21 protein-coding genes and 1 pseudogene are annotated in these 17,280 nt (G+C 65.3%); 11 read left to right on the forward strand and 11 right to left on the reverse strand.

The window, feature by feature from the left end:
- The 4 genes and pseudogenes from ACQR35_RS14145 to ACQR35_RS14160 all read left to right on the forward strand — a co-directional run.
- Positions 1-157 (forward strand): annotated as a pseudogene (locus tag ACQR35_RS14145) (integrase core domain-containing protein); the annotation flags it as partial.
- A 148-nt stretch (positions 158-305) separates the two neighbouring features.
- The gene (locus ACQR35_RS14150; RefSeq protein ID WP_430270396.1) at positions 306-1,094 is read left to right on the forward strand and encodes a hypothetical protein; all 789 of its coding nucleotides are present in this window, start codon (positions 306-308) and stop codon (positions 1,092-1,094) included.
- Positions 1,095-1,119: 25 nt separating this feature from the next.
- Positions 1,120-1,848: a hypothetical protein gene (locus ACQR35_RS14155; protein WP_430270397.1), complete on the forward strand. Its 729-nt coding sequence runs from the start codon at positions 1,120-1,122 to the stop codon at positions 1,846-1,848.
- Complete coding sequence (locus ACQR35_RS14160) at positions 1,848-2,948, forward strand: C40 family peptidase (RefSeq protein WP_430270398.1); 1,101 nt, start codon at positions 1,848-1,850, stop codon at positions 2,946-2,948. The genes ACQR35_RS14155 and ACQR35_RS14160 overlap by 1 nt, the downstream gene beginning before the upstream one ends.
- Positions 2,949-3,353: 405 nt before the next feature.
- Here the strand turns inward: ACQR35_RS14160 and ACQR35_RS14165 are convergent, their stop codons facing one another.
- The 8 genes from ACQR35_RS14165 to ACQR35_RS14200 all read right to left on the reverse strand — a co-directional run bounded on the left by ACQR35_RS14165 (position 3,354) and on the right by ACQR35_RS14200 (position 9,143).
- The gene (locus ACQR35_RS14165; RefSeq protein WP_430270399.1) at positions 3,354-3,821 is read right to left on the reverse strand and encodes a recombinase family protein; all 468 of its coding nucleotides are present in this window, start codon (positions 3,819-3,821) and stop codon (positions 3,354-3,356) included.
- Positions 3,822-3,880: 59 nt separating this feature from the next.
- Positions 3,881-4,492, reverse strand: coding sequence for a copper resistance CopC family protein (locus ACQR35_RS14170; RefSeq protein WP_430270400.1), 612 nt, complete (start codon positions 4,490-4,492; stop codon positions 3,881-3,883).
- Positions 4,493-4,583: 91 nt separating this feature from the next.
- Positions 4,584-5,222, reverse strand: a complete 639-nt coding sequence (locus ACQR35_RS14175; protein WP_430270401.1) for a hypothetical protein — start codon at positions 5,220-5,222, stop codon at positions 4,584-4,586.
- Positions 5,223-5,274: 52 nt separating this feature from the next.
- The gene (locus ACQR35_RS14180) at positions 5,275-5,652 is read right to left on the reverse strand and encodes an ArsR/SmtB family transcription factor (RefSeq protein ID WP_430270402.1); all 378 of its coding nucleotides are present in this window, start codon (positions 5,650-5,652) and stop codon (positions 5,275-5,277) included.
- Positions 5,636-6,898, reverse strand: coding sequence for an MFS transporter (locus ACQR35_RS14185; RefSeq protein WP_430270403.1), 1,263 nt, complete (start codon positions 6,896-6,898; stop codon positions 5,636-5,638). The genes ACQR35_RS14180 and ACQR35_RS14185 overlap by 17 nt, the downstream gene beginning before the upstream one ends.
- A 79-nt stretch (positions 6,899-6,977) precedes the next feature.
- Complete coding sequence (locus ACQR35_RS14190; protein ID WP_430270404.1) at positions 6,978-8,219, reverse strand: cation diffusion facilitator family transporter; 1,242 nt, start codon at positions 8,217-8,219, stop codon at positions 6,978-6,980.
- Positions 8,216-8,581, reverse strand: coding sequence for an ArsR/SmtB family transcription factor (locus tag ACQR35_RS14195; RefSeq protein ID WP_430270405.1), 366 nt, complete (start codon positions 8,579-8,581; stop codon positions 8,216-8,218). Before ACQR35_RS14195 ends, ACQR35_RS14190 begins: the two co-directional genes overlap by 4 nt.
- Before the next feature lie 103 nt (positions 8,582-8,684).
- Positions 8,685-9,143, reverse strand: a complete 459-nt coding sequence (locus ACQR35_RS14200) for a peptidase (RefSeq protein ID WP_430270406.1) — start codon at positions 9,141-9,143, stop codon at positions 8,685-8,687.
- 340 nt (positions 9,144-9,483) lie between these two features.
- Here ACQR35_RS14200 and ACQR35_RS14205 point away from each other — a divergent pair, with 340 nt between their 5' ends.
- The 3 genes from ACQR35_RS14205 to ACQR35_RS14215 are packed head-to-tail and all read left to right on the forward strand — an operon-like array spanning position 9,484 to position 11,302.
- Entirely contained in the window at positions 9,484-9,810 is a 327-nt protein-coding gene (locus ACQR35_RS14205) for an ArsR/SmtB family transcription factor (RefSeq protein ID WP_430270407.1), read from the forward strand.
- Positions 9,807-10,568, forward strand: coding sequence for a cation diffusion facilitator family transporter (locus ACQR35_RS14210; RefSeq protein WP_430270408.1), 762 nt, complete (start codon positions 9,807-9,809; stop codon positions 10,566-10,568). Before ACQR35_RS14205 ends, ACQR35_RS14210 begins: the two co-directional genes overlap by 4 nt.
- Positions 10,568-11,302 carry a ZIP family metal transporter gene (locus tag ACQR35_RS14215; protein WP_430270409.1) on the forward strand — a complete coding sequence of 245 codons (735 nt, stop codon included), beginning with the start codon at positions 10,568-10,570 and terminating at the stop codon, positions 11,300-11,302. Before ACQR35_RS14210 ends, ACQR35_RS14215 begins: the two co-directional genes overlap by 1 nt.
- Before the next feature lie 409 nt (positions 11,303-11,711).
- On the opposite strand, the gene ACQR35_RS14220 is transcribed toward ACQR35_RS14215, so the two are convergent.
- A complete protein-coding gene (locus ACQR35_RS14220; RefSeq protein ID WP_430270433.1) occupies positions 11,712-12,680 on the reverse strand; it encodes a cytochrome c oxidase assembly protein in 969 nt (322 codons plus the stop codon).
- A gap of 31 nt (positions 12,681-12,711) precedes the next feature.
- Entirely contained in the window at positions 12,712-13,131 is a 420-nt protein-coding gene (locus tag ACQR35_RS14225) for an ArsR/SmtB family transcription factor (RefSeq protein WP_430270410.1), read from the reverse strand.
- 402 nt (positions 13,132-13,533) lie between these two features.
- Here ACQR35_RS14225 and ACQR35_RS14230 point away from each other — a divergent pair, with 402 nt between their 5' ends.
- From ACQR35_RS14230 to ACQR35_RS14245, 4 genes are all read left to right on the forward strand, one after another.
- Complete coding sequence (locus tag ACQR35_RS14230) at positions 13,534-14,451, forward strand: cation diffusion facilitator family transporter (RefSeq protein ID WP_430270411.1); 918 nt, start codon at positions 13,534-13,536, stop codon at positions 14,449-14,451.
- On the forward strand, positions 14,451-15,140 hold the full coding sequence (locus ACQR35_RS14235) for a DsbA family protein (RefSeq protein WP_430270412.1): 690 nt from the start codon (positions 14,451-14,453) through the stop codon (positions 15,138-15,140). Before ACQR35_RS14230 ends, ACQR35_RS14235 begins: the two co-directional genes overlap by 1 nt.
- 90 nt (positions 15,141-15,230) lie before the next feature.
- A complete protein-coding gene (locus tag ACQR35_RS14240) occupies positions 15,231-15,839 on the forward strand; it encodes a hypothetical protein (RefSeq protein ID WP_430270413.1) in 609 nt (202 codons plus the stop codon).
- Between the two features lie 150 nt (positions 15,840-15,989).
- On the forward strand, positions 15,990-16,592 hold the full coding sequence (locus ACQR35_RS14245; RefSeq protein ID WP_430270414.1) for a copper resistance CopC family protein: 603 nt from the start codon (positions 15,990-15,992) through the stop codon (positions 16,590-16,592).
- Positions 16,593-16,677: 85 nt separating this feature from the next.
- Here ACQR35_RS14245 and ACQR35_RS14250 read toward each other — a convergent pair whose 3' ends face one another.
- Positions 16,678-17,136 (reverse strand): hypothetical protein, encoded by a 459-nt coding sequence (locus ACQR35_RS14250; RefSeq protein WP_430270415.1) that lies wholly within the window; start codon positions 17,134-17,136, stop codon positions 16,678-16,680.
- Between the last annotated feature and the right edge of the window lie 144 nt (positions 17,137-17,280).

Consider the following 17,280-nt stretch of genomic DNA (forward strand, 5'->3'; position numbering starts at 1 on the left):
CAAAGGAGTGTGCTGGGACAATTCCGTGGCCGAGTCTGTCTTTTCGTCACTGAAGAACGAGTTCTACCACCACTACAGCTTCCCCACCCGGCAAGACGCACGGCGGGCAACGATGCGTTACATCGAGGTCTTCTACAATCGGCACAGACCCCACACCCACAATGACGGCTTGCCACCAGCTGCGGCCATGGCCAAATTCATGACCCAAAACCAGCAGCTACCCGCTGCTGCCTAACCAAAAAGAAACTAACGAACTGTCCCGGATCCTTGACACACCTCAGGCTGTCGAGGGGGTTCGTCCCTATGTGAAGATTCACCTGGCTAGGTATGGGTTCTTCCAGGATGTAAATGACGTCTTGCAGGATATCCGTATTGCAGCGTGGGAGGGGACGGTGAGCAGCAGCTACCGGGTCTTTCCCGGGGTCAAGTTTGATGCCTGGGTTCAGGGGATCGCCTGCAACCTGTGCGCCGACCATATCCGCCGGAGTATAGCCAGGTCGACTCTGCCGCTGTTTGACCAATGCGAGTCTGGGTTCCAGAGCCAGATTGATGTCCAATTGGCACGCCTCGATGACCAAGTCACGAATCATGTCTGGGCCACGGATGTTTTGCAGTTCGTCAAGGCACACGTGCCCGAGCGCACTTGGGAGCTGGCGGTTGCCAGTCTTGCTGACGAGAAGGCGCAATTCACGGCAACCAACAATGATGCGTCCGCCGGCATGAGGTGGCAGGCCGTTTTCGTAGTTCGGCAGATGGCTCTGACGACGAGTCGGGCCCTGGATGTCGATCCACAACTGGTTGTTGACCTGGCCTCACTGCGTAAGGCTACCGTCGCATCGCTTTCAAATCCGATGCTCCAACTCATCGCGGAGCGCATCGTCCTGCCGTCGGTACTGGGCGAGGAACGTGCTGCGGTGGTCGCTGAGGTCGCGCAAGAGGCTGGTGTCAGCGTGCGCTACGTCAAGGTGCAGGTTGGCCTGGCACGCAAGCTGGTTCAAGCAGCCGAGGAAATTTTGCGGGCAGGGACAGGGATCGAAGGTGCTGTCATTGAAGCGGCAATCAGCCCGACGGCCCATGCCGTGTCCAAGGCTTAACTCCTCAAACAAATGAGGTGTGACCATGAAATTGAAATGGCTGGCACATAGGAACGGGACAGGCCGACACCGGCCATGGATCCTGCTGTTGGTGACTGCTGTGGTTATCGCCGGGATTGCGGCGGTGCTCTCAATCCGCCCCCCGGAGGTCGCCCCCGTTGCAAGTACCCCGGTGTCATCGGTTCCGGCTGCGGTCGCAAGCCCCACGGCCACAGCAACCGCGGTGGAACCGTCGACCATGACAAGCTCGCCCCCGGATCAATCAGCTGTCCCAGCTGGCGAGCCTTCAACTTTGGACTATCGTGTGCTGGCCAACATTGCTGCCCGCACCATCTACACATGGGATACACGAACGGCCACGTATTCTGAGACGTACGGGAGGCTTCGCAGTTGGTGGCAGGTGCTGCCGGATGGTTCAAACCCCCTGACCATCTTCGCGCAGCAGTTCGAAGCCACGGGGACTAATGCAGCAGCCTATGCGTCGTTGACTGGAGCGAAGGGGTATCGGACCGCGCAGCCTGTGAACTCATCGTGCGACGAGCAGCTGGCACAATATGTCCAGCAACCTCCACCCTGGGTGGGATTGCACGTGTGCACCGTGACCTTGAGCGTCGTGGAGCATGCGACATCTGGAGTTAACAAATACACTGCACCGATCAGCATCGTCGTCAATTGTCCGCCTGCCGTATCTGCCACGGCGGACCGCTGCGAGATGGTGGCTTTCTACGCTGCGCCTGAGCGAATTGTTTACTGATGCCAGCCCCGGCGCTCCTCCTCGGCATGGTCAAGAAGCGTGCTGCCCTCAAATTAGCCGGTGCGGCGTTCTCTGCGATGGTGCTGTGCTGCGGTATGGCGCTTTGCGGGTCCATTGCCCTGATAGCTTTCGGCGCTCAAAGCTCGACGGCGGCATGTACAACGGTCGCAGCTGGCGGCGCGGGCCAGGCAGTGACGATCTCTGTGCCAGACCTGGCGCCCATCAGATTGAGCCAGTCGCAGGCGACTGTGGCCCAGGCTTACATAGCAGTGGGCCGCGCCCGGTCAGTCCCAGAAAACGGGATCGTGATTGCGTTGATGATGGCGTTGCAAGAGTCCAATATGCAAATGCTGGCCAACTCATCCGTCCCTGAATCATTGCAATATCCGCATGACGGCGTGGGCAGTGACCACGATTCGGTCGGTAGTGCCCAACAGCGCCCGTCGGCAGGATGGGGGAGTGTCGCGGAGCTCATGCAACCCGCCTACAACGCTGAAGCCTTCTATGGCGGGCCACAGGGGCCCAACCAAGGATCTCCTCGAGGGCTTCTTGATGTCCAGGGCTGGGATCAAATGGACAAGGGTGCAGCAGCTCAAGCGGTTCAAGGGTCTGCTTTCCCAGAAAGATACGCCCAGTGGCAGTCAAGCGCGGAAGCCATTGTGAAAGGCCTTGGATCGTCAACCGCGCCGGCGGACTGCCCTGCAGACACAACGCGGCCGTCACAACCAACTATGCCAGCCGACTTGAGTCAGCTTCGGCGCGAGATCATTGCGTACGCCCAGGAGGGGGTCGGTGGCACATATGTCTGGGGCGGCACTGCCTATAAAGCGTGGGACTGCTCCGGCTATGTGCAGTGGATCTATGGGAAGGCGGGGATCCAGCTGCCGCGCACGGAACAGTGGACAGCTGGCGCGGCCACTAGGAGTCCACTGCCGGGTGACCTCGTCGTACAGAACCCCGACGGACCAAACCACTGGGGCCACGTCGGCATCTACGCCGGGAACGGCATGATGTACAGCGCACTGAATCCTGCCGTTGGCACGTTGCTACACCCCGTGGCGTGGAACAGTGGGAGTGAATACTTTAGGTTGGTGCCCTAGAAATGGCTTGCATCTATGGAAAAGACGAAGCCGCCGTGACCACTAGGGACTACGACGGCTCCCCAAACCACCAATCGGCATTCTGCCGGGGGACTATGCCTCCACAATAGTGTTGTTGTCACGATTGGACGAGACGCTTTATAGCGGGATGACTTTTTGAGACGTATCGCGCCCCGCAGGTCATTTTTAGAAGTCGCTGGCACAAATTTCAGTACTCGCCTGCACTGCGTTCCCGTGTCCGCAGAGGCATCGGTACGGAAGTTCACGTTTAGTTTGTGTCGATGCTGATTCTGGCTTTGAACGGTGGAACTGTCCGCCGGGATCCGTGGGATCGCGGATGGCGCCGCCGATGTTGATTCTGGCTTCGTGTTGGGTGGGCTCCGTCAGAAGTCGACTGCACATTTCTCAGGAGCGTAGTGGTTCGGCTGCCCTGCGTTGTCCGCGTTCAACGGCCCGGTAGATGGTTGACCGGCTGATGGAGAATAGTTCGGCCATTTCAGTCATGGCGTATTTCCCCGCATCGTGCAGTTCCAGGAGATGGGCTTCTTCTTTCACGCTGAGTTTTGGCTGTTTTCCCCGAAGACGGCCGTTAGCCTTAGCGAGCTCCATTCCTTCGCGGGTGCGCATCCTGATGAGGTCGGCTTCGAACTCGGCGATCATCGCCAGGACGTTGAATAGCAGTTTGCCCATGGGGCCGGTGGGGTCATGGACGGAACCACCACTGCTGAGTTTGATGTCGCGGCTGGCAAGGTCGCCGGCTATTTCGTGGGCGTCCCGGACCGACCGGGCCAGACAATCAAGTTTGGTACGACGAAGATATCTCCAGCCCGGTGTCAGTTTCAGAAGTCGTCTGCACGGGATGTCAGAAGTCATCTGCACTCTGCGGGGCCGGGCGCGGTGCCTGGCCGTGGCACCACGCCCGTGCGTGTCAGCTATTTTTCGGGGTTCGGCTTCTTCCGGCTGGTCATGACATACACCAGGGCGCCGGCGAGTCCGATGATGAGGGCGCCGGCCGCGATCAGCCATCCGGTCATGTCCGCGGCGGCTTTCTGGGCCGCGGGTTCGGCGGGCTGCGCCGCTGCGCCGGGGCCGGCTGGTTCCGGGGTTCCTGTTGCCGGGGTGGCGAGGGCTGATGGGGCCGTCGTTCCGGTTTCGGCGGGGGCGTAGGTGAAGCTGAAGGTCCCTTCGATGGGGTGTCCGTCGGCGGATACTGCGCGCCAGTCCACGGTGTGTTTGCCGGGGTGGTCGATGTCGGCGGCGGTGCTGATGGTGGCCCCGTCCACGGTGATGTCTCCGCTGCTGGCGGTGTGGCCGTCGGGGGCGGTTACCTTGATGATGTTGGCCCCGGCGATTCCGGTGGTGGGCGGTTTGGTCAGGGTGATGGTCACTTTGCCGGGGTTGGTGGTGACCGTCTGACCGTCGGCGGGGCTGGTGGAGGCCAGGGAATCGTGGGCCTGGGCCGGGACTGCGCCCAGGAACGCGGTGAACGCCAGGGCCGTGGTGAGCGCACCGGCGATGCGGGCGCGGCGGAAGGAAGAAATCACGGGGGTGTCCTTTCGGGACAGCCTGGACCGCAGGAAAGCGGCAGGCAAAAGGTATGGGGTGAAGGCGGTTCGGGTCCGGCAGCCGCAGGATTCAGAACGTCTGGAGGGGCCGGGCCGTCCGGAACGGCGGGCCACGTGGCTGGGCCGGCGATGTACTGGCGGCGGGTATCGGGGCGGTTGCGGACCGCAGCGCAGGGATCCGCGGGGTGGGCGGCATGGAGACCGGGTGCAGGATGCCGGCCAGGGGCCGGAGCCAGGCGCGCAGTTGCCAGAGTGCCGCCTCGCCGCGGGCCAGGATCAGCGCCGTTACCGCCGTGGCGAGGACGTGTGCCGCGGTCATGGCCGCCCCTGCGCCGGCAGCCATGTCATCTCCGGCCGCGGCCGCAGCGGTGCTGGCTGCGAGGGCGCAGTCCGGGATGGCGAACGTCTGGTGGTGGGTGTGTGCGGCGACACCGGCAGGGGCGCAGTGTCCGTCGAGGCTGGAAAGGCCGGTGAAGGCCAGGTGCAGGAGGCCCTGGCCCGCGGCGAGGATTCCGCCGATGGCGGGCAGAGACAGCCGGTAGCGGGACAGGGCCATAACCGGTGCCATGACCAGGACGGTCAGCAGGGTCATCACTGCCGCCGGCGGCAGGTGGCCGCCGGCGGCGGCGTGGGCCCCCGCCGCGAGGCCGAGGACCGCCGCGGTGATCACGCAGGTGCGCAGAAACCGCAGGGGCGCAGTGGCGCTCATGGGTGTGCTCCTGGGGTACCTGGGGTGAATTTGGCCGGCATGGGGAGAGGCGTCAGTCGTGGGCCGGTTCTCCGGTGATCAGGTGGTCGGCGTGGTTGATGGTTTCGCGGATGAGCCGGACCAGGTGCCCGTCGTGGAGGGAATAGATGACGTGCCGGCCGTCCTTGCGGGTGTCCACGAGGCCGCTGAGCCGGAGTTTGGCTAGGTGCTGACTGACCACGGTCCGGGGCGCCCCGGACGCGTCGGCGAGTTCGGTGACGGTTTTCGGTCCGGTGGAGAGCTGCCAGAGCAGGTGCAGGCGGGTGGGTTCGGCGAGCATCCGCAGCGTGCCTGCGGCTGTTTCGAGCAGCTCCGTGCCCGGGGTGACCGGGTGGGCCAGGGAGGGTTCCCCTGGGACGGTGTTCAACGCGCTGCTAGGCCTGCTGCTCAACGGTCTGCTCCTCAGTGGCTGGTTCCTGGGATGCCGCGGCGGTGTGCCGTGGCCAGGACAGGAATGCACCTGCACTTCCTATCATCGCAACAATTGTCAAAGCCAGCGCGGCCCAGCCCAGTCCCGCGGCAGCCCCGATCCAGCCGGCCAGCGGGTAGGTCAGGATGTAGCAGGCGTGGGAGAGGGAGAACTGCGCGGTGAAGACGTACGGCCGGGTTTCCTCGGTGGAGGCATCGCGCAGCAGCCGGGACGAGGGCGTGAGGATCGTGGAGTTCGCCGCCCCGAGCAGGAACCACAGCCCCAGCAGCAGCCACCACCCCGCGCCACCGACGCCCAGGAAGGTCAGGAGTGTGGCACCGGCCAGCACGGCAGGGATCACGGCGGCGCCGGTGAGCATCACGGCACGGTCACCGAACCGGTCCAGGACCCGGGGTGCTGACAAAGCGACGATCATGGACCCGACACCGAAGCAGGCCAGTGCGAGGGCCAGGTCGGTGTCGGGGCGGTGCAGGACGTCGCGGACGTAGACCACGGTGTTGACGAGCACCAGAGCCGTCGGGGCTGCGACCACGAGGTTCAGTGCCAGCAGGGAACGCAGACGCCGGTTGCGCCAGAAGATCCGTGTACCCAGGGTGGTCCGATGCCACAGGGACGTCTGCGGCCCGGCCAGCGCGGAAAGCCGCGGCAGGACCGTGATCGTGACCATGAAGGCCGAGAACAGGAAACCGGCAACTGTGCCGATGAACAGGTTGTTGTAGCTGATCAGCGTCAGCAGCAAGGCCGCAAGGGCCGGGCTGACCAGGGCTTCCATGTCATAGGCCAGCCGGGAGAGGGACAACGCGCGCGTGTAATCCCGCTCCTCCTTCAAAATGGTCGGGATCAGCGACTGGAAGGCCGGGGTGAAGGTTGCGGAGGCGGACTGCAGCAGGAAGATCACCACGTAGATCTGCCAGGTCTCTGTAATGAACGGCAAAGACAGTGCCATCGCCGCCCGGATCAGGTCAGCCCCGATCAGCACCGGCTTTTTGGGCAGCCGCGCCACCAGCGCGTTGATCACCGGGGCGAGACCCACGTAGGCGAGCATCTTGATCGTCAGGGCCGTTCCCAGTACCGCGCCGGCGTTCCGGCCGGCCAGGTCGTAGGCCAGCAGCCCGAGGGCCACCGTGAGCAGGCCGGTGCCGATCAGGGCCACGATCTGGGCGGCGAACAGCCGCCGGTAGGTCACATTCCGCAGAACCGCTAACATTCGGCCAACTCCTTTAAGTGCATACGTGCGTGTCTATGCACCCATCCTAACCGACTTTCGTCCCGGCACTGTTCCGCGGTCAGAGCCGGCGCTCCCACCCGTGACTGCCCTGGCCGGGATGCGGGTGCAGCGGCGGCGTTTGGGGAAGCACACCTGAGGCGGCGGGGGTGCTGCTGACGGTGCGGATGGGCATGTCGTCAAGGTTGGGCAGCGCGACGCCCAGGCCGGTTTCGGCCTGGGCGACGACCTTTTCCGCCTCGGCCAGTGAGGTGTTGGCAACCATGATGGTGGCCGCGCCCTGGAGGCGGTGTCCGACCCACCGCAGCTGCAGCCTGGGCACGGCGAGAACGCCGGGTGTTTTTTCCAGGGCGGTCTGGGCGCGGTCCAGCAGTTCGGGTTCGATGCCGTCCATGAGCCGGCGGCCGATGCTGCGGACGGTGCCCCAGAGCAGGATGATGATGGCGACGGAGATCAGCAGTCCAACGATCGGGTCGGCCAGGGGGAATCCCAGCATGACGCCGCCGGCTCCGACGACAACGGCGAGGGAGGTGAACCCGTCGGTGCGCGCATGCACGCCGTCCGCGACGAGTGCGGCGGAGCCGATCTTCTGGCCGACCCGGATGCGGTAAACCGCAACCGCCTCGTTTCCGATAAATCCGACGACGCCGGCGGCCAGCACCCACCCCAGATTGTGCAGGGGCTGCGGATTGAAAAGCCGGTCGATGGATTGCCATGCGGCAACGACCGCGGACAAGGCGACCACGGCGACGATGAAGAGCCCGGCCAGGTCTTCGGACTTGCCGTAGCCGTAGGTGTGGCGGCGGCTGGCGGCCCGTCGGCCGAGAATGAACGCAACCCACAAGGGCAGTGCTGTCAGGGCATCGGAGAAGTTGTGGATGGTGTCGGCGAGCAACGCGACCGAACCGCTCATAAGGACAACAATCAGCTGCAGAATCGTTGTGCCGAGCAGGATAAAGAGGCTGATTTTCAGGGCCCGGATGCCCTCCGTACTGGCCTCCAGGGCGTCGTCGATCGAATCCGAGGCGTCATGGCTGTGCGGGACGAAGAGTCCGTAGAAGAATCCCTTGATCCCGGTGGGGTGGGCATGGCCGTGGTCGCCGTCGGCGTGATCGTGCCCGTCGTGGGGGTGGGCATGGCCGTGGTCGCCGTCGGCGTGATCGTGCCCGTCGTGGGGGTGGGCATTCTCAGCGTGGCGAGGATCATGGCCGTCGTGGGGCTCCCCGGGGCGGCGGTTTTCGTGCACCGGCTGGTCGCCGTGGTTGTGTGTAACTGGGTCTGGGTGCTCATGCGGGGCGTTCATGGTGTCGTCCTGCTTCCGGAGTGGTGGTGGCGCGGCGTCCCGTCGAGGGAATGTTCGGCCTGAAGAATCGCTTCGGTCACGAGGTGGCGGGCATGGTCATCCTCGAGCTGGTAGAACACACGGGTGCCGTCCTGGCGTGTGGCGACCAGCCGGGCCAGGCGCATCTTGGCCAGGTGCTGGGAGACCCCTGCGGGGGTCTTGTCGACGATGTCGGCGAGGTGGTTGACCGACAGTTCGCCGTCGCGCAGGGCCATGATGATGCGCACACGCGTTGCGTCGGCGAGCATGGCAAAGACTTCGGCGGCCAGTCCGACGAGCCGGCTGTCAGGATCCCGACCGCATACTTTCATATCTGCATCCATGCGCACATTATGGCATATCCTGCACCGTGAGTCACCGCCCTCGCGGACTCTTCCGCGAAGCCGAGCGGTCCGGGTTGCCCGCTCCGCTGGGGGCCGGGCGTTTCTATAGGTCGGTCAGACCGATGCGCCGGTCATCCAGGCACGGTGACCGCTTTCCGGCCGGCGGGCCGACGGACCGCAGGCAGGTGCAGGAGGGCCCCTTGACCCCGGGCAGCGTGGTCCAGACGAAGCGTTGAACGCCGTTGTAGTTGCCGAAGTCCAGGACGGCACCGTCGAGCGCGGACGCGAGGTCGGCACTGACGCTGACCGCTATTTCCTGCCGCTCTCTGGCACCCGGGGCAGCCGAACCCTGATCGCTGTCCGGGTCTGCGGGCAGGAGCCGGCAGTCCAGCGCCTTTTTGGGACGTGTCCGGGAAAAGTACAGGCCCTGCTTGCGGCAGCCTCCGGCCCCTCGGTAGCAGTGGAGTGTCCCGCCGAAGACCTGGATCATTTCCAGGGCGTCGGCGGTGAGCAGGAATCGGGCACCGGAAGGTGTGACGGCACTGACCGGCGATGTCTTCACGGCGTCGGCACTCCTCTCCCGCCGCTCAGACCTCACTGCGGCCGGCATCGGGTATGCGGGCAAGGACGGCTTCCCCGTGCGTCCGCGGGGCAGGAACAGCCAAGACTTCTTGCAAAACGACTCCTCGGAATTATCGTGGATACGCTTATACGTGCGTATATGCGCACTTATTAGTGTAGTGGAAGGCGCCCCGGTTTGGAAACCGCGCCCGATCTGCACCCAGTGCGCTCGGGTCCCGGGGGCGTTGGCCATGGCAGCGCTTGGGGCTCTGCTGACGATGGCGACCCGGGGGTGGTGGGGGCAAAATTGCCTCGATACATCGGGGCTGTACTTTGAAGTCATGGAAACACTCACCCATGCCCCGGTGCTGGCACGGTTCGGCTACGCCGTCTCGGACCCGACCCGGGCCCGGATCCTGCTGGCACTGGCCGCCGCGCCGGCCCACCCGTCCGATCTGGCCGACACCCTTGGCGTCTCTCAGCAGAGCATGTCCAACCACTTGACGTGCCTGCGCGGCTGCGGACTGGTGGTGGCAGTTCCCGACGGGCGCCGGAGCCGGTACGAGCTCGCCGACGAGCGGCTGGGCCACGCGATCGGCGACCTGCTCGGCGTCGTCCTGGCCGTGGACCCGGCCTGCTGTGCACCCGACGGGACGTGCCTGAAATGACCGCCCTCAAGCTCGGACCCAGTCCCGTCCGCCGTGCGGTACTGGGCCGGCGGATCAGGTTTTTTGCCGCGGCCACCATCAGCTACAACGTCATCGAGGCCGTCGTCGCCCTCTGGGCCGGCGGCGTCGCGGAGTCCTCAGCCCTGATCGGCTTCGGCCTGGATTCCGTAATCGAAGTGGCATCTGCCGTCGCCCTGTCCTGGCAGTTTGCCGCCGGGGATCCGGAACGGCGGGAGCACCTGACCCTGCGGCTCATCGCGATCTCCTTTTTCGCCCTCGCAGCCTTCGTCACCGTGGATTCCGTCAGCTCGCTGGCCGGCGGCGGCGAAGCGCGGCACTCCACGCCCGGCATCATCATCGCCGCCCTCAGCCTGGCCATCATGCCAATGTTGTCCTGGCTGCAGCGCCGCGCCGGACGGGAGCTCGGATCCCGGTCGGCGGTGGCCGATTCCAAGCAGACCCTGCTCTGCACCTACCTGTCCGCCGTCCTGCTCCTCGGGCTGGTCTTGAACAGCACGCTGGGCTGGTGGTGGGCCGACGCCGGCGCCGCACTGGTCATCGCCGTGATCGCCGTCCGCGAAGGCATCAACGCCTGGAAGGGTGACGTCTGCTGCACCCTCCCGCAGGCCGTTGAGGGACCCCGCGCCGAAGCAGCCGGCCCGGCGGCGGCTTCCGTCGACGGCTGCTGCGAGGGGTCCGAGTCTGGGCCCGGACCGCAGAGCGTCACGTCCGCGGCTAAGTTCCAGAACACGGCATAGTGACAGGAGCACCGTCGGCTGTCGTCGACGCGGCATTTTTGGTGGCCTTTCCGATCGCTGCCTCGATCGTTGGCTCCATCATCGCCGTTCTGCGTCCCCCGGGGCCGAAGACCACCAGTGCTGTCCAGCATTTCGCCGCCGGGGTCGTGATGGCAGCACTGGCCGGCGAGGTGCTCCCGGACCTGCGCAACGAAGGAAGCCTGATCTGGGCTGTAGCCGGATTCATCGCCGGCACTTCTGTCATGCTGGCCCTTGGCGCCCTCGGAAGGCGACTCGAGGAGAGACAGAAATCGCCCGGATCCGGGATACCGGTGGGCTTGCTCATGGCTGTGGGAATCGATCTGCTCCTGGACGGCATCCTGGTAGGGCTGGGGGCCTCGCTCGGTGCGCGGCAGGGCCTGATCCTGACGATTGCCCTGACCATCGAGATCCTCTTCTTAGGCCTCTCAGTCACCATCAACCTGACCCGGAACGGGCTTTCTCGGACCCGGGCGGTGGCCACGACCAGCAGCTTGGGCCTGCTCACGGGCCTTGGTGCTGTTGGAGGAGCCGCTGTCATCGGCGGGGCCAGTCACCAAAGTCTGGCACTGATCCTCGCCTTCGGTGCCGCCGCTCTTCTCTACCTGGTGGTCGAGGAACTTCTGACTGAAGCCCACGAGCACGCCGAGACCGCCTTTCTTGGCGCTATGTTCTTCGTGGGCTTCCTCACCATCTACGTCCTGGCCGCCTTGTGAGACGAGAAGTCCGTGCCCGCTCGGAGTTCGGAACCGTGAGGCAATGAGGCCGCGGCGGTCGGTCTTTGCGTCGTGACGCTCCCGCGACGGTCAGCGCGACCTGCCGGGTCGCGATGGCCGCCGCCGTCACCGAACTGCCCATCGATAAGTACAGCCGTGGCGCTACGGAGAAGACCGGTAGCCTGTTGCCGTGACGTAAGGCAGATCATCCGGGGCAGCAGAAGGAAATTGGCCTGTCGTCGCACTGGGCGCACCAATGTCGCGGCCGACTCCGCGGCGTTTTGTCAGGGTCCTCGACGGCACCGCCTTCCGGAGCGGCCGGGCCGCCCCGGCAGCCGACCCCGGCCGAATGCGTCCAGGAAGTGTTCGCCGTTCGCCGCTGTCTTCGGCACGCCGCGGCGGGAGGAGGTCACCGCTGACGTTCGGGGCGGCTGGCTAACTGCTGCAGGTAGTCGTTATATGCATCCAGCTCCGGGGTTCCCTCGGTCGCTGCGGATCGGTCGGCCCGGGCCCAACCTTTAGCTTCATCACGCTGCCAGCGGACCAGGATGAACATGAGCATCAGGACTCCGGGCAGTTCCCCGTATGACCAAGCCAGCCCGCCGGCGACTCCTTGGTCGGTCAGGGCATTGATATTCCATTGCCGGGGAGGTGTGGAGAAGAAGTCGATCATCGGCGCGGTGGCCATCATGAGGACGACGCCGAAGAACGCGTGCAGGGGCATTTCGGCGAACATGTCGATCATCCGGCCGAAATGACTTTGGCGCGTCGGCAGCGGGTCCGCTGAGATCAGCGGAATCGTAAACAGGATGCCGGATGCCAGGAACAACAATTCGAGTCCGACGTGCCCGTACCAGCTGGGCAGGAGGAGATCGGCGGCACCGGAGAAGTACACGCCGTAGAAGCTGAGCAGAAACACCGGCACCATGAATGCAGGGTGGATTGCCAGCCGGCCCCAGCGGGAGCGGAGACCCCAAATGGCCGCACGCAAGGCAGCCCGTCCCGGTCCCCTGTGTGGTGTGGCCCGCAGCAACAGCGTCCCGGGTGAACCTATGACCAGCAGTGGCGGCACGGCCATCATCAGTGTCAGCTGCTGGAACATGAAGATTGAGAACATCCGGAGCCCGTACCCTTCGATCCCTGCGCCCATTACCACGATGATGGCCAGGGAGCCGGTCAGGAACGATGCTGTGCGGACCGGCGACCAGCGCCGACCCTGCCGCCAGAGACTTATGGCACCGGCGAGATACAGCAGCGCACCGATCACGGCCAGGGCCGGTATCAGCGGAATGGGCTGCAGGTTGGGGGCGAGATACTCCGCCATGGAAGGAGGCAGCGTCGGAATCCAGACAGGGCCATCAATTTCGGGTTCCGGCATCATGCCACCAAGATCCCGCACGACGGCCACATCAGCGACCGGCGACCAGTTCCAGACTGTCCCGGCCGGTATGTCCGACGTGCGTGAGTCCAAGGTCCAGAAGCATCCGGACGTGGGCATCCGCCAACGAGTAATAAGCCATCCTCCCCGATCGGCGGACAGTTACCACTCGGGGACCCCTCAGCAGCCTCAGCGCGTGTGAGACGCCTGATTCGCTCAAGCCCGTGGTTGCTGCCAAATCGCAGACGCACATCTCGCCCTCGAGCAAGGCGATCAGAATCCGTACACGGCCCGGATCCGAGAGCAAGCCAAAGACGACGGCGAGGTCCGCCACGTCGGACTCCGCCGGCATCCGGGAGCGGACCTGTTCGACCTTGTCGGCATCCACCAGGCGTAGGGAGCATTCGCTGTCTCGGGCCGCAAGCACCGGTGGATGTGGGCTTCGGGTCATATTTCAAGATTACCTCTACCTGCTAATGCTTCGCATTTACCTTCATGGCGGAGAACCGTCCACTGCGCTCTTCCGTTTAACGTGTGAACAACTCTACATATATTCTTGTGATGTGGATCGGCCATAGGCCGGAACGTTCTGTTTCCTGACCGGGGGCAGGGGCGGAAAACGAGATGAAAAGGGCCCAGTCATGACTCCCCGTGACCCCACCCCGGCCAACCGACGGGGAACCACCGCGCAGCATGAGCCCCGACCCGCAGCTGACGCCTCTATAGTGCCGGGCATAGCGTCGCGGGCCCTCCCTTCTTCGAGTTCCTCTGCTCTGCGGTCCCCAGCCACGATTCTCAAATATGACCAGCAAAATACCCTTCCCGCAGAACCACACAACCTGGAGACGCACGCATGAGCGGACACGATCACGACCACGGCGCGGCCGCTGCGGGTAACCGGAGCAAGCTGATTCTGGTCTTCGCCATAACGTTCACCGTGATGATCGCGGAGATCATCGGCTCGGTCCTGACCGGCAGCCTGGCGCTCCTGGCGGACGCCGGCCATATGTTTACCGACTCGACCGGGCTGCTGATTGCCCTGATCGCCGCTTCACTGGCCCTGAAACCAGCCACGGCAAAGCGGACCTGGGGGTACAAACGCGCCGAGATCATTGCCGCGGCAGGGCAGGCTGCCCTGTTGCTGGGTGTCGGCGGCTTCGTCATCATTGAGGGCATCCGCCGCCTCATCGAGCCTCCCGAAATCGGCGGCTCAACGATGCTGTGGTTCGGTATTATCGGCTTGGCCGGCAACGCCGTCGGGTTGGTTGTTCTGGCCTCGGGACGGAACCATAACTTCAACATGAAGGCCGCCTTCCTGGAGGTGCTCAATGATGCCCTCGGCTCCGTGGCCGTCATCGCGGCCGCCATCATCATCGCCGTCACCGGCTGGGTCCAGGCCGACGCCGTCGTGTCCCTGCTGATCGGCGTGCTGATCATTCCCCGCACCCTGAAGCTGCTCCGCGATACCGTCAACGTGCTGATGGAAAACGCCCCCCAGGGTCTGGACATGGACGAGGTCCGTAAGCACATCCTTGGGGTTCCGCACGTCCTTGACGTCCATGATCTGCACGCCTCACTGGTCGCCTCGGGCACCGCCGTCCTCTCCGCCCACGTCACCGTCGAAGACACCTGCATGACGGACGGACACGCCGCCGCGATCCTGGCCGATCTGCAGAAATGCGTGGCCGAGCACTTCGACGTCAGCGTCGAGCACTCCACCTTCCAGATCGAACCTGCCGCCCACCGCGACTTGGAAAGCATCCACCACTGATGACACGCACAACAACCGCCCCCGCACCGCCGGACCCCGCGAAGAAGATCCGCCTGGTCCTCTGGATCCTCCTGGGCGTCATCGTTGCAGCCGGCGTGATCTGGTACGCGGTCTTCACCGCAGCCAAGCCGGCGCCGCCGGCAGCGCAGCCGGTGGCCGACGCGCAACTGGTTCGCGAGGACAGCCACCGCGTCACCACCCCGACCACGGAGAAAGCGCAGCTGGTCGAGTTCCTGGACTTCGAATGTGAGTCCTGCCGGGCGGCGCAGCCGCTCGTGGAGGACCTGAAGAAAGAATTCGGTGACCGGATAACCTTCGTCAACCGGTACTTCCCGCTTCCCGGACACAGGAACTCCGGAACCGCGGCCCTGGCCGTGGAGGCCGCGGCGCAGCAGGGCAAGTACGAGCAGATGTACACCAAAATGTTCGACACCCAGCCGCAATGGGGCGAAAAGCAGGACTCCCAGGCACCCCAGTTCAGAACTTACGCGCAGGAACTGGGCCTGGACCTGGTCAAGTACGATGCCGCCGTAGCGGACGAAAAAACCATCGACCGGATCCGCAAAGACGTCGCCGACGGCAAAGCCCTGGGAGTCACCGGCACCCCGACCTTTTTCCTCAACGGCCAGCAGCTGACCCTCAGCACCGAGGCGGACTTCCGGCAGAAACTCAACGACGCCGCCAAATAGGCACCCCCGCCCCGGGCGGAATCCCTGCCGAGAGCCCGCGGCGGACCTGCGCGAGCAGCGCCCCTGGAAGAAGGAAAGGAACGGCGCGCCATGACCCGACAACCCGCGCCGTTCCGGCTGCCGCGCAGCGCCGCCGTCACGGCGGTCATCCTCGCCCTGGCCGCCGGGGCCCACACGGGAGCCGGCGGGCAGCTCCCGCCCGCGCCCGTGATGGCCGCCTGCACGGCCCTGGTTCTGCTCGGCGTCGTTATGGTGACCCGGTGGAAACTGACGACCCCGGCACTGGCCGGGATACTTTCAGCCGGGCAGTGGATGCTGCACGCGGCATTCTCCGTACTGTCCGGTCCAGCCTCTGCCGTGCCGGCACCGGGACCTCATCTGCACACGGCCGCGGCAGCCGGGGTCCGCATGGCCGCGGTGCATGACCTGCCGCATAGCCACCTGCCGGCGGACCTTGACCCGCCCATGCTCGGCGCGCACATCCTGGCCACGCTGGTCACGGCGGCACTCCTGGCCCGGGGCGAAGCGGCGCTGTGGGCCCTGGCAGCCTGGCTGCGGCCGCTCGCCGGGATACCGGCTGTCCCGATCCTGCGCACGTCACCGACGATCCCGCCAGCTCCCCGCCACGCCCCGATCCGCCCGTGGCGGACCCTCCGCCGGCATCCCCTGCGGGGCCCGCCGGCAGCCGACCGCCCCTGACGACACCGCCAATTCCCCGCGGGCCGCGGGCCCCGCAGCCGTTCCCCGGGCATCCCCGGGGCCACTGCCTACCCCGCCAGAGCCGCCCCACCGGTGCACGTTATGCGGATCTGGAGCCCAGACCCACCCCTCCGAAAGAAAAACACCCTTATGCGCGCACGATTCTCCTTCACGACCCGCCTCCGGCTGGCCGCCATCGCAGCGATCCTGATCCCCGCCGCCACGGCCGCCTCCCCGGCGCTGGCCCATGACTCACTCTCATCGACCAACCCGACCCCGGACGCCGCCATCACTCACGCCCCGGCAACCGTGTCCCTGACACTGTCCGAGCCGCCGGCCGACTCCAAGAACCTGAACCTCAGCACCATCACCGTCACGGACGGCGCCGGCAAGACCGTCAGCGACGGCAACGTGACCGTCTACGGCCCGACGCTGTCCACTAAACTCTCCGAGGGAGACCCCGGAACCTACAAGGTCCTGTGGCGGGCCGTCTCCTCCGACGGGCACCCGATCGAAGGAAGCTACACATTCACCGTCCAGGCGCAGGCAGGACAAACGGCTACACCAGCGGCCACAACCGCGCCGGCAGCTGCGCCTTCAGCATCCCCGGCCACGTCCGTGGCCGCGGAACGCGCCGAGGGCCCCAATAACGACGGCGCCCCGCTGGTCCTGGGGATCGCGGCAGTAATTCTCGCTGCGGCGATCGGCACAGTACTTTTCCTGCGGAACAGGCGGAAGAACACCGGCGTCTGACCCCGGCACCCGGCAGCCTGGCCCGCCCAGGCCAGGCTGCTGGGCACTCGGTTCGTTAATTTCCGACCGGAAGGGCAGTCAACGGCTAGCCCGCGGCGGCCCGCCGGCTCCTGGCACGAACCGAGCGCAGACCCATGCCAACGACCGTCGCGACGGCCATCGCGCCAACGCACACCAGTCCCACCGTGAACAACACCGGAGCGAACGCCGGCGACGGGGCTGCCGCGTCCACGGCAGCGATGACCGAGCCCCAGTAAGCCGCCGTGGCGGCCAGCCAGAGCGCACCCGCGGTCGCGACAATCCGGGGCCAGCGACCGAACCAGGGATTCTCACCACTGTAGGAAAGTGCCGCGGCAACCATGACGACACCCGCGACGGCCAGGAGCTGGCCCCCCAGAATATAAGGACCGGCGACAAGACCGACGGGAACGCACAGGCCTCCGATCATGAACAGTCGACGGGCACCAAGAGGCATCCCGCCCGCCGGCACCGGTTCAGCGGGTGCCTGTCCATTTACTCTCGGGGTGTCCTGTTCGGCTGTCATGGCGTTCCCTGTTCCTCGTGTGAGCCTGTTTTGGACTGCCACGATGCTTACTTTGAGGTTCCCGGTGTCCCGGAAGATGTCTCGGGCCGCCGCTGGCGGCCCCCGAAAACAGTACAGGAACCGATGGATCCTGCCCGTCGCTGG

It is taken from the genome of Pseudarthrobacter sp. J1738, from assembly GCF_050490315.1.
GTDB lineage: Bacteria > Actinomycetota > Actinomycetes > Actinomycetales > Micrococcaceae > JBNPEO01.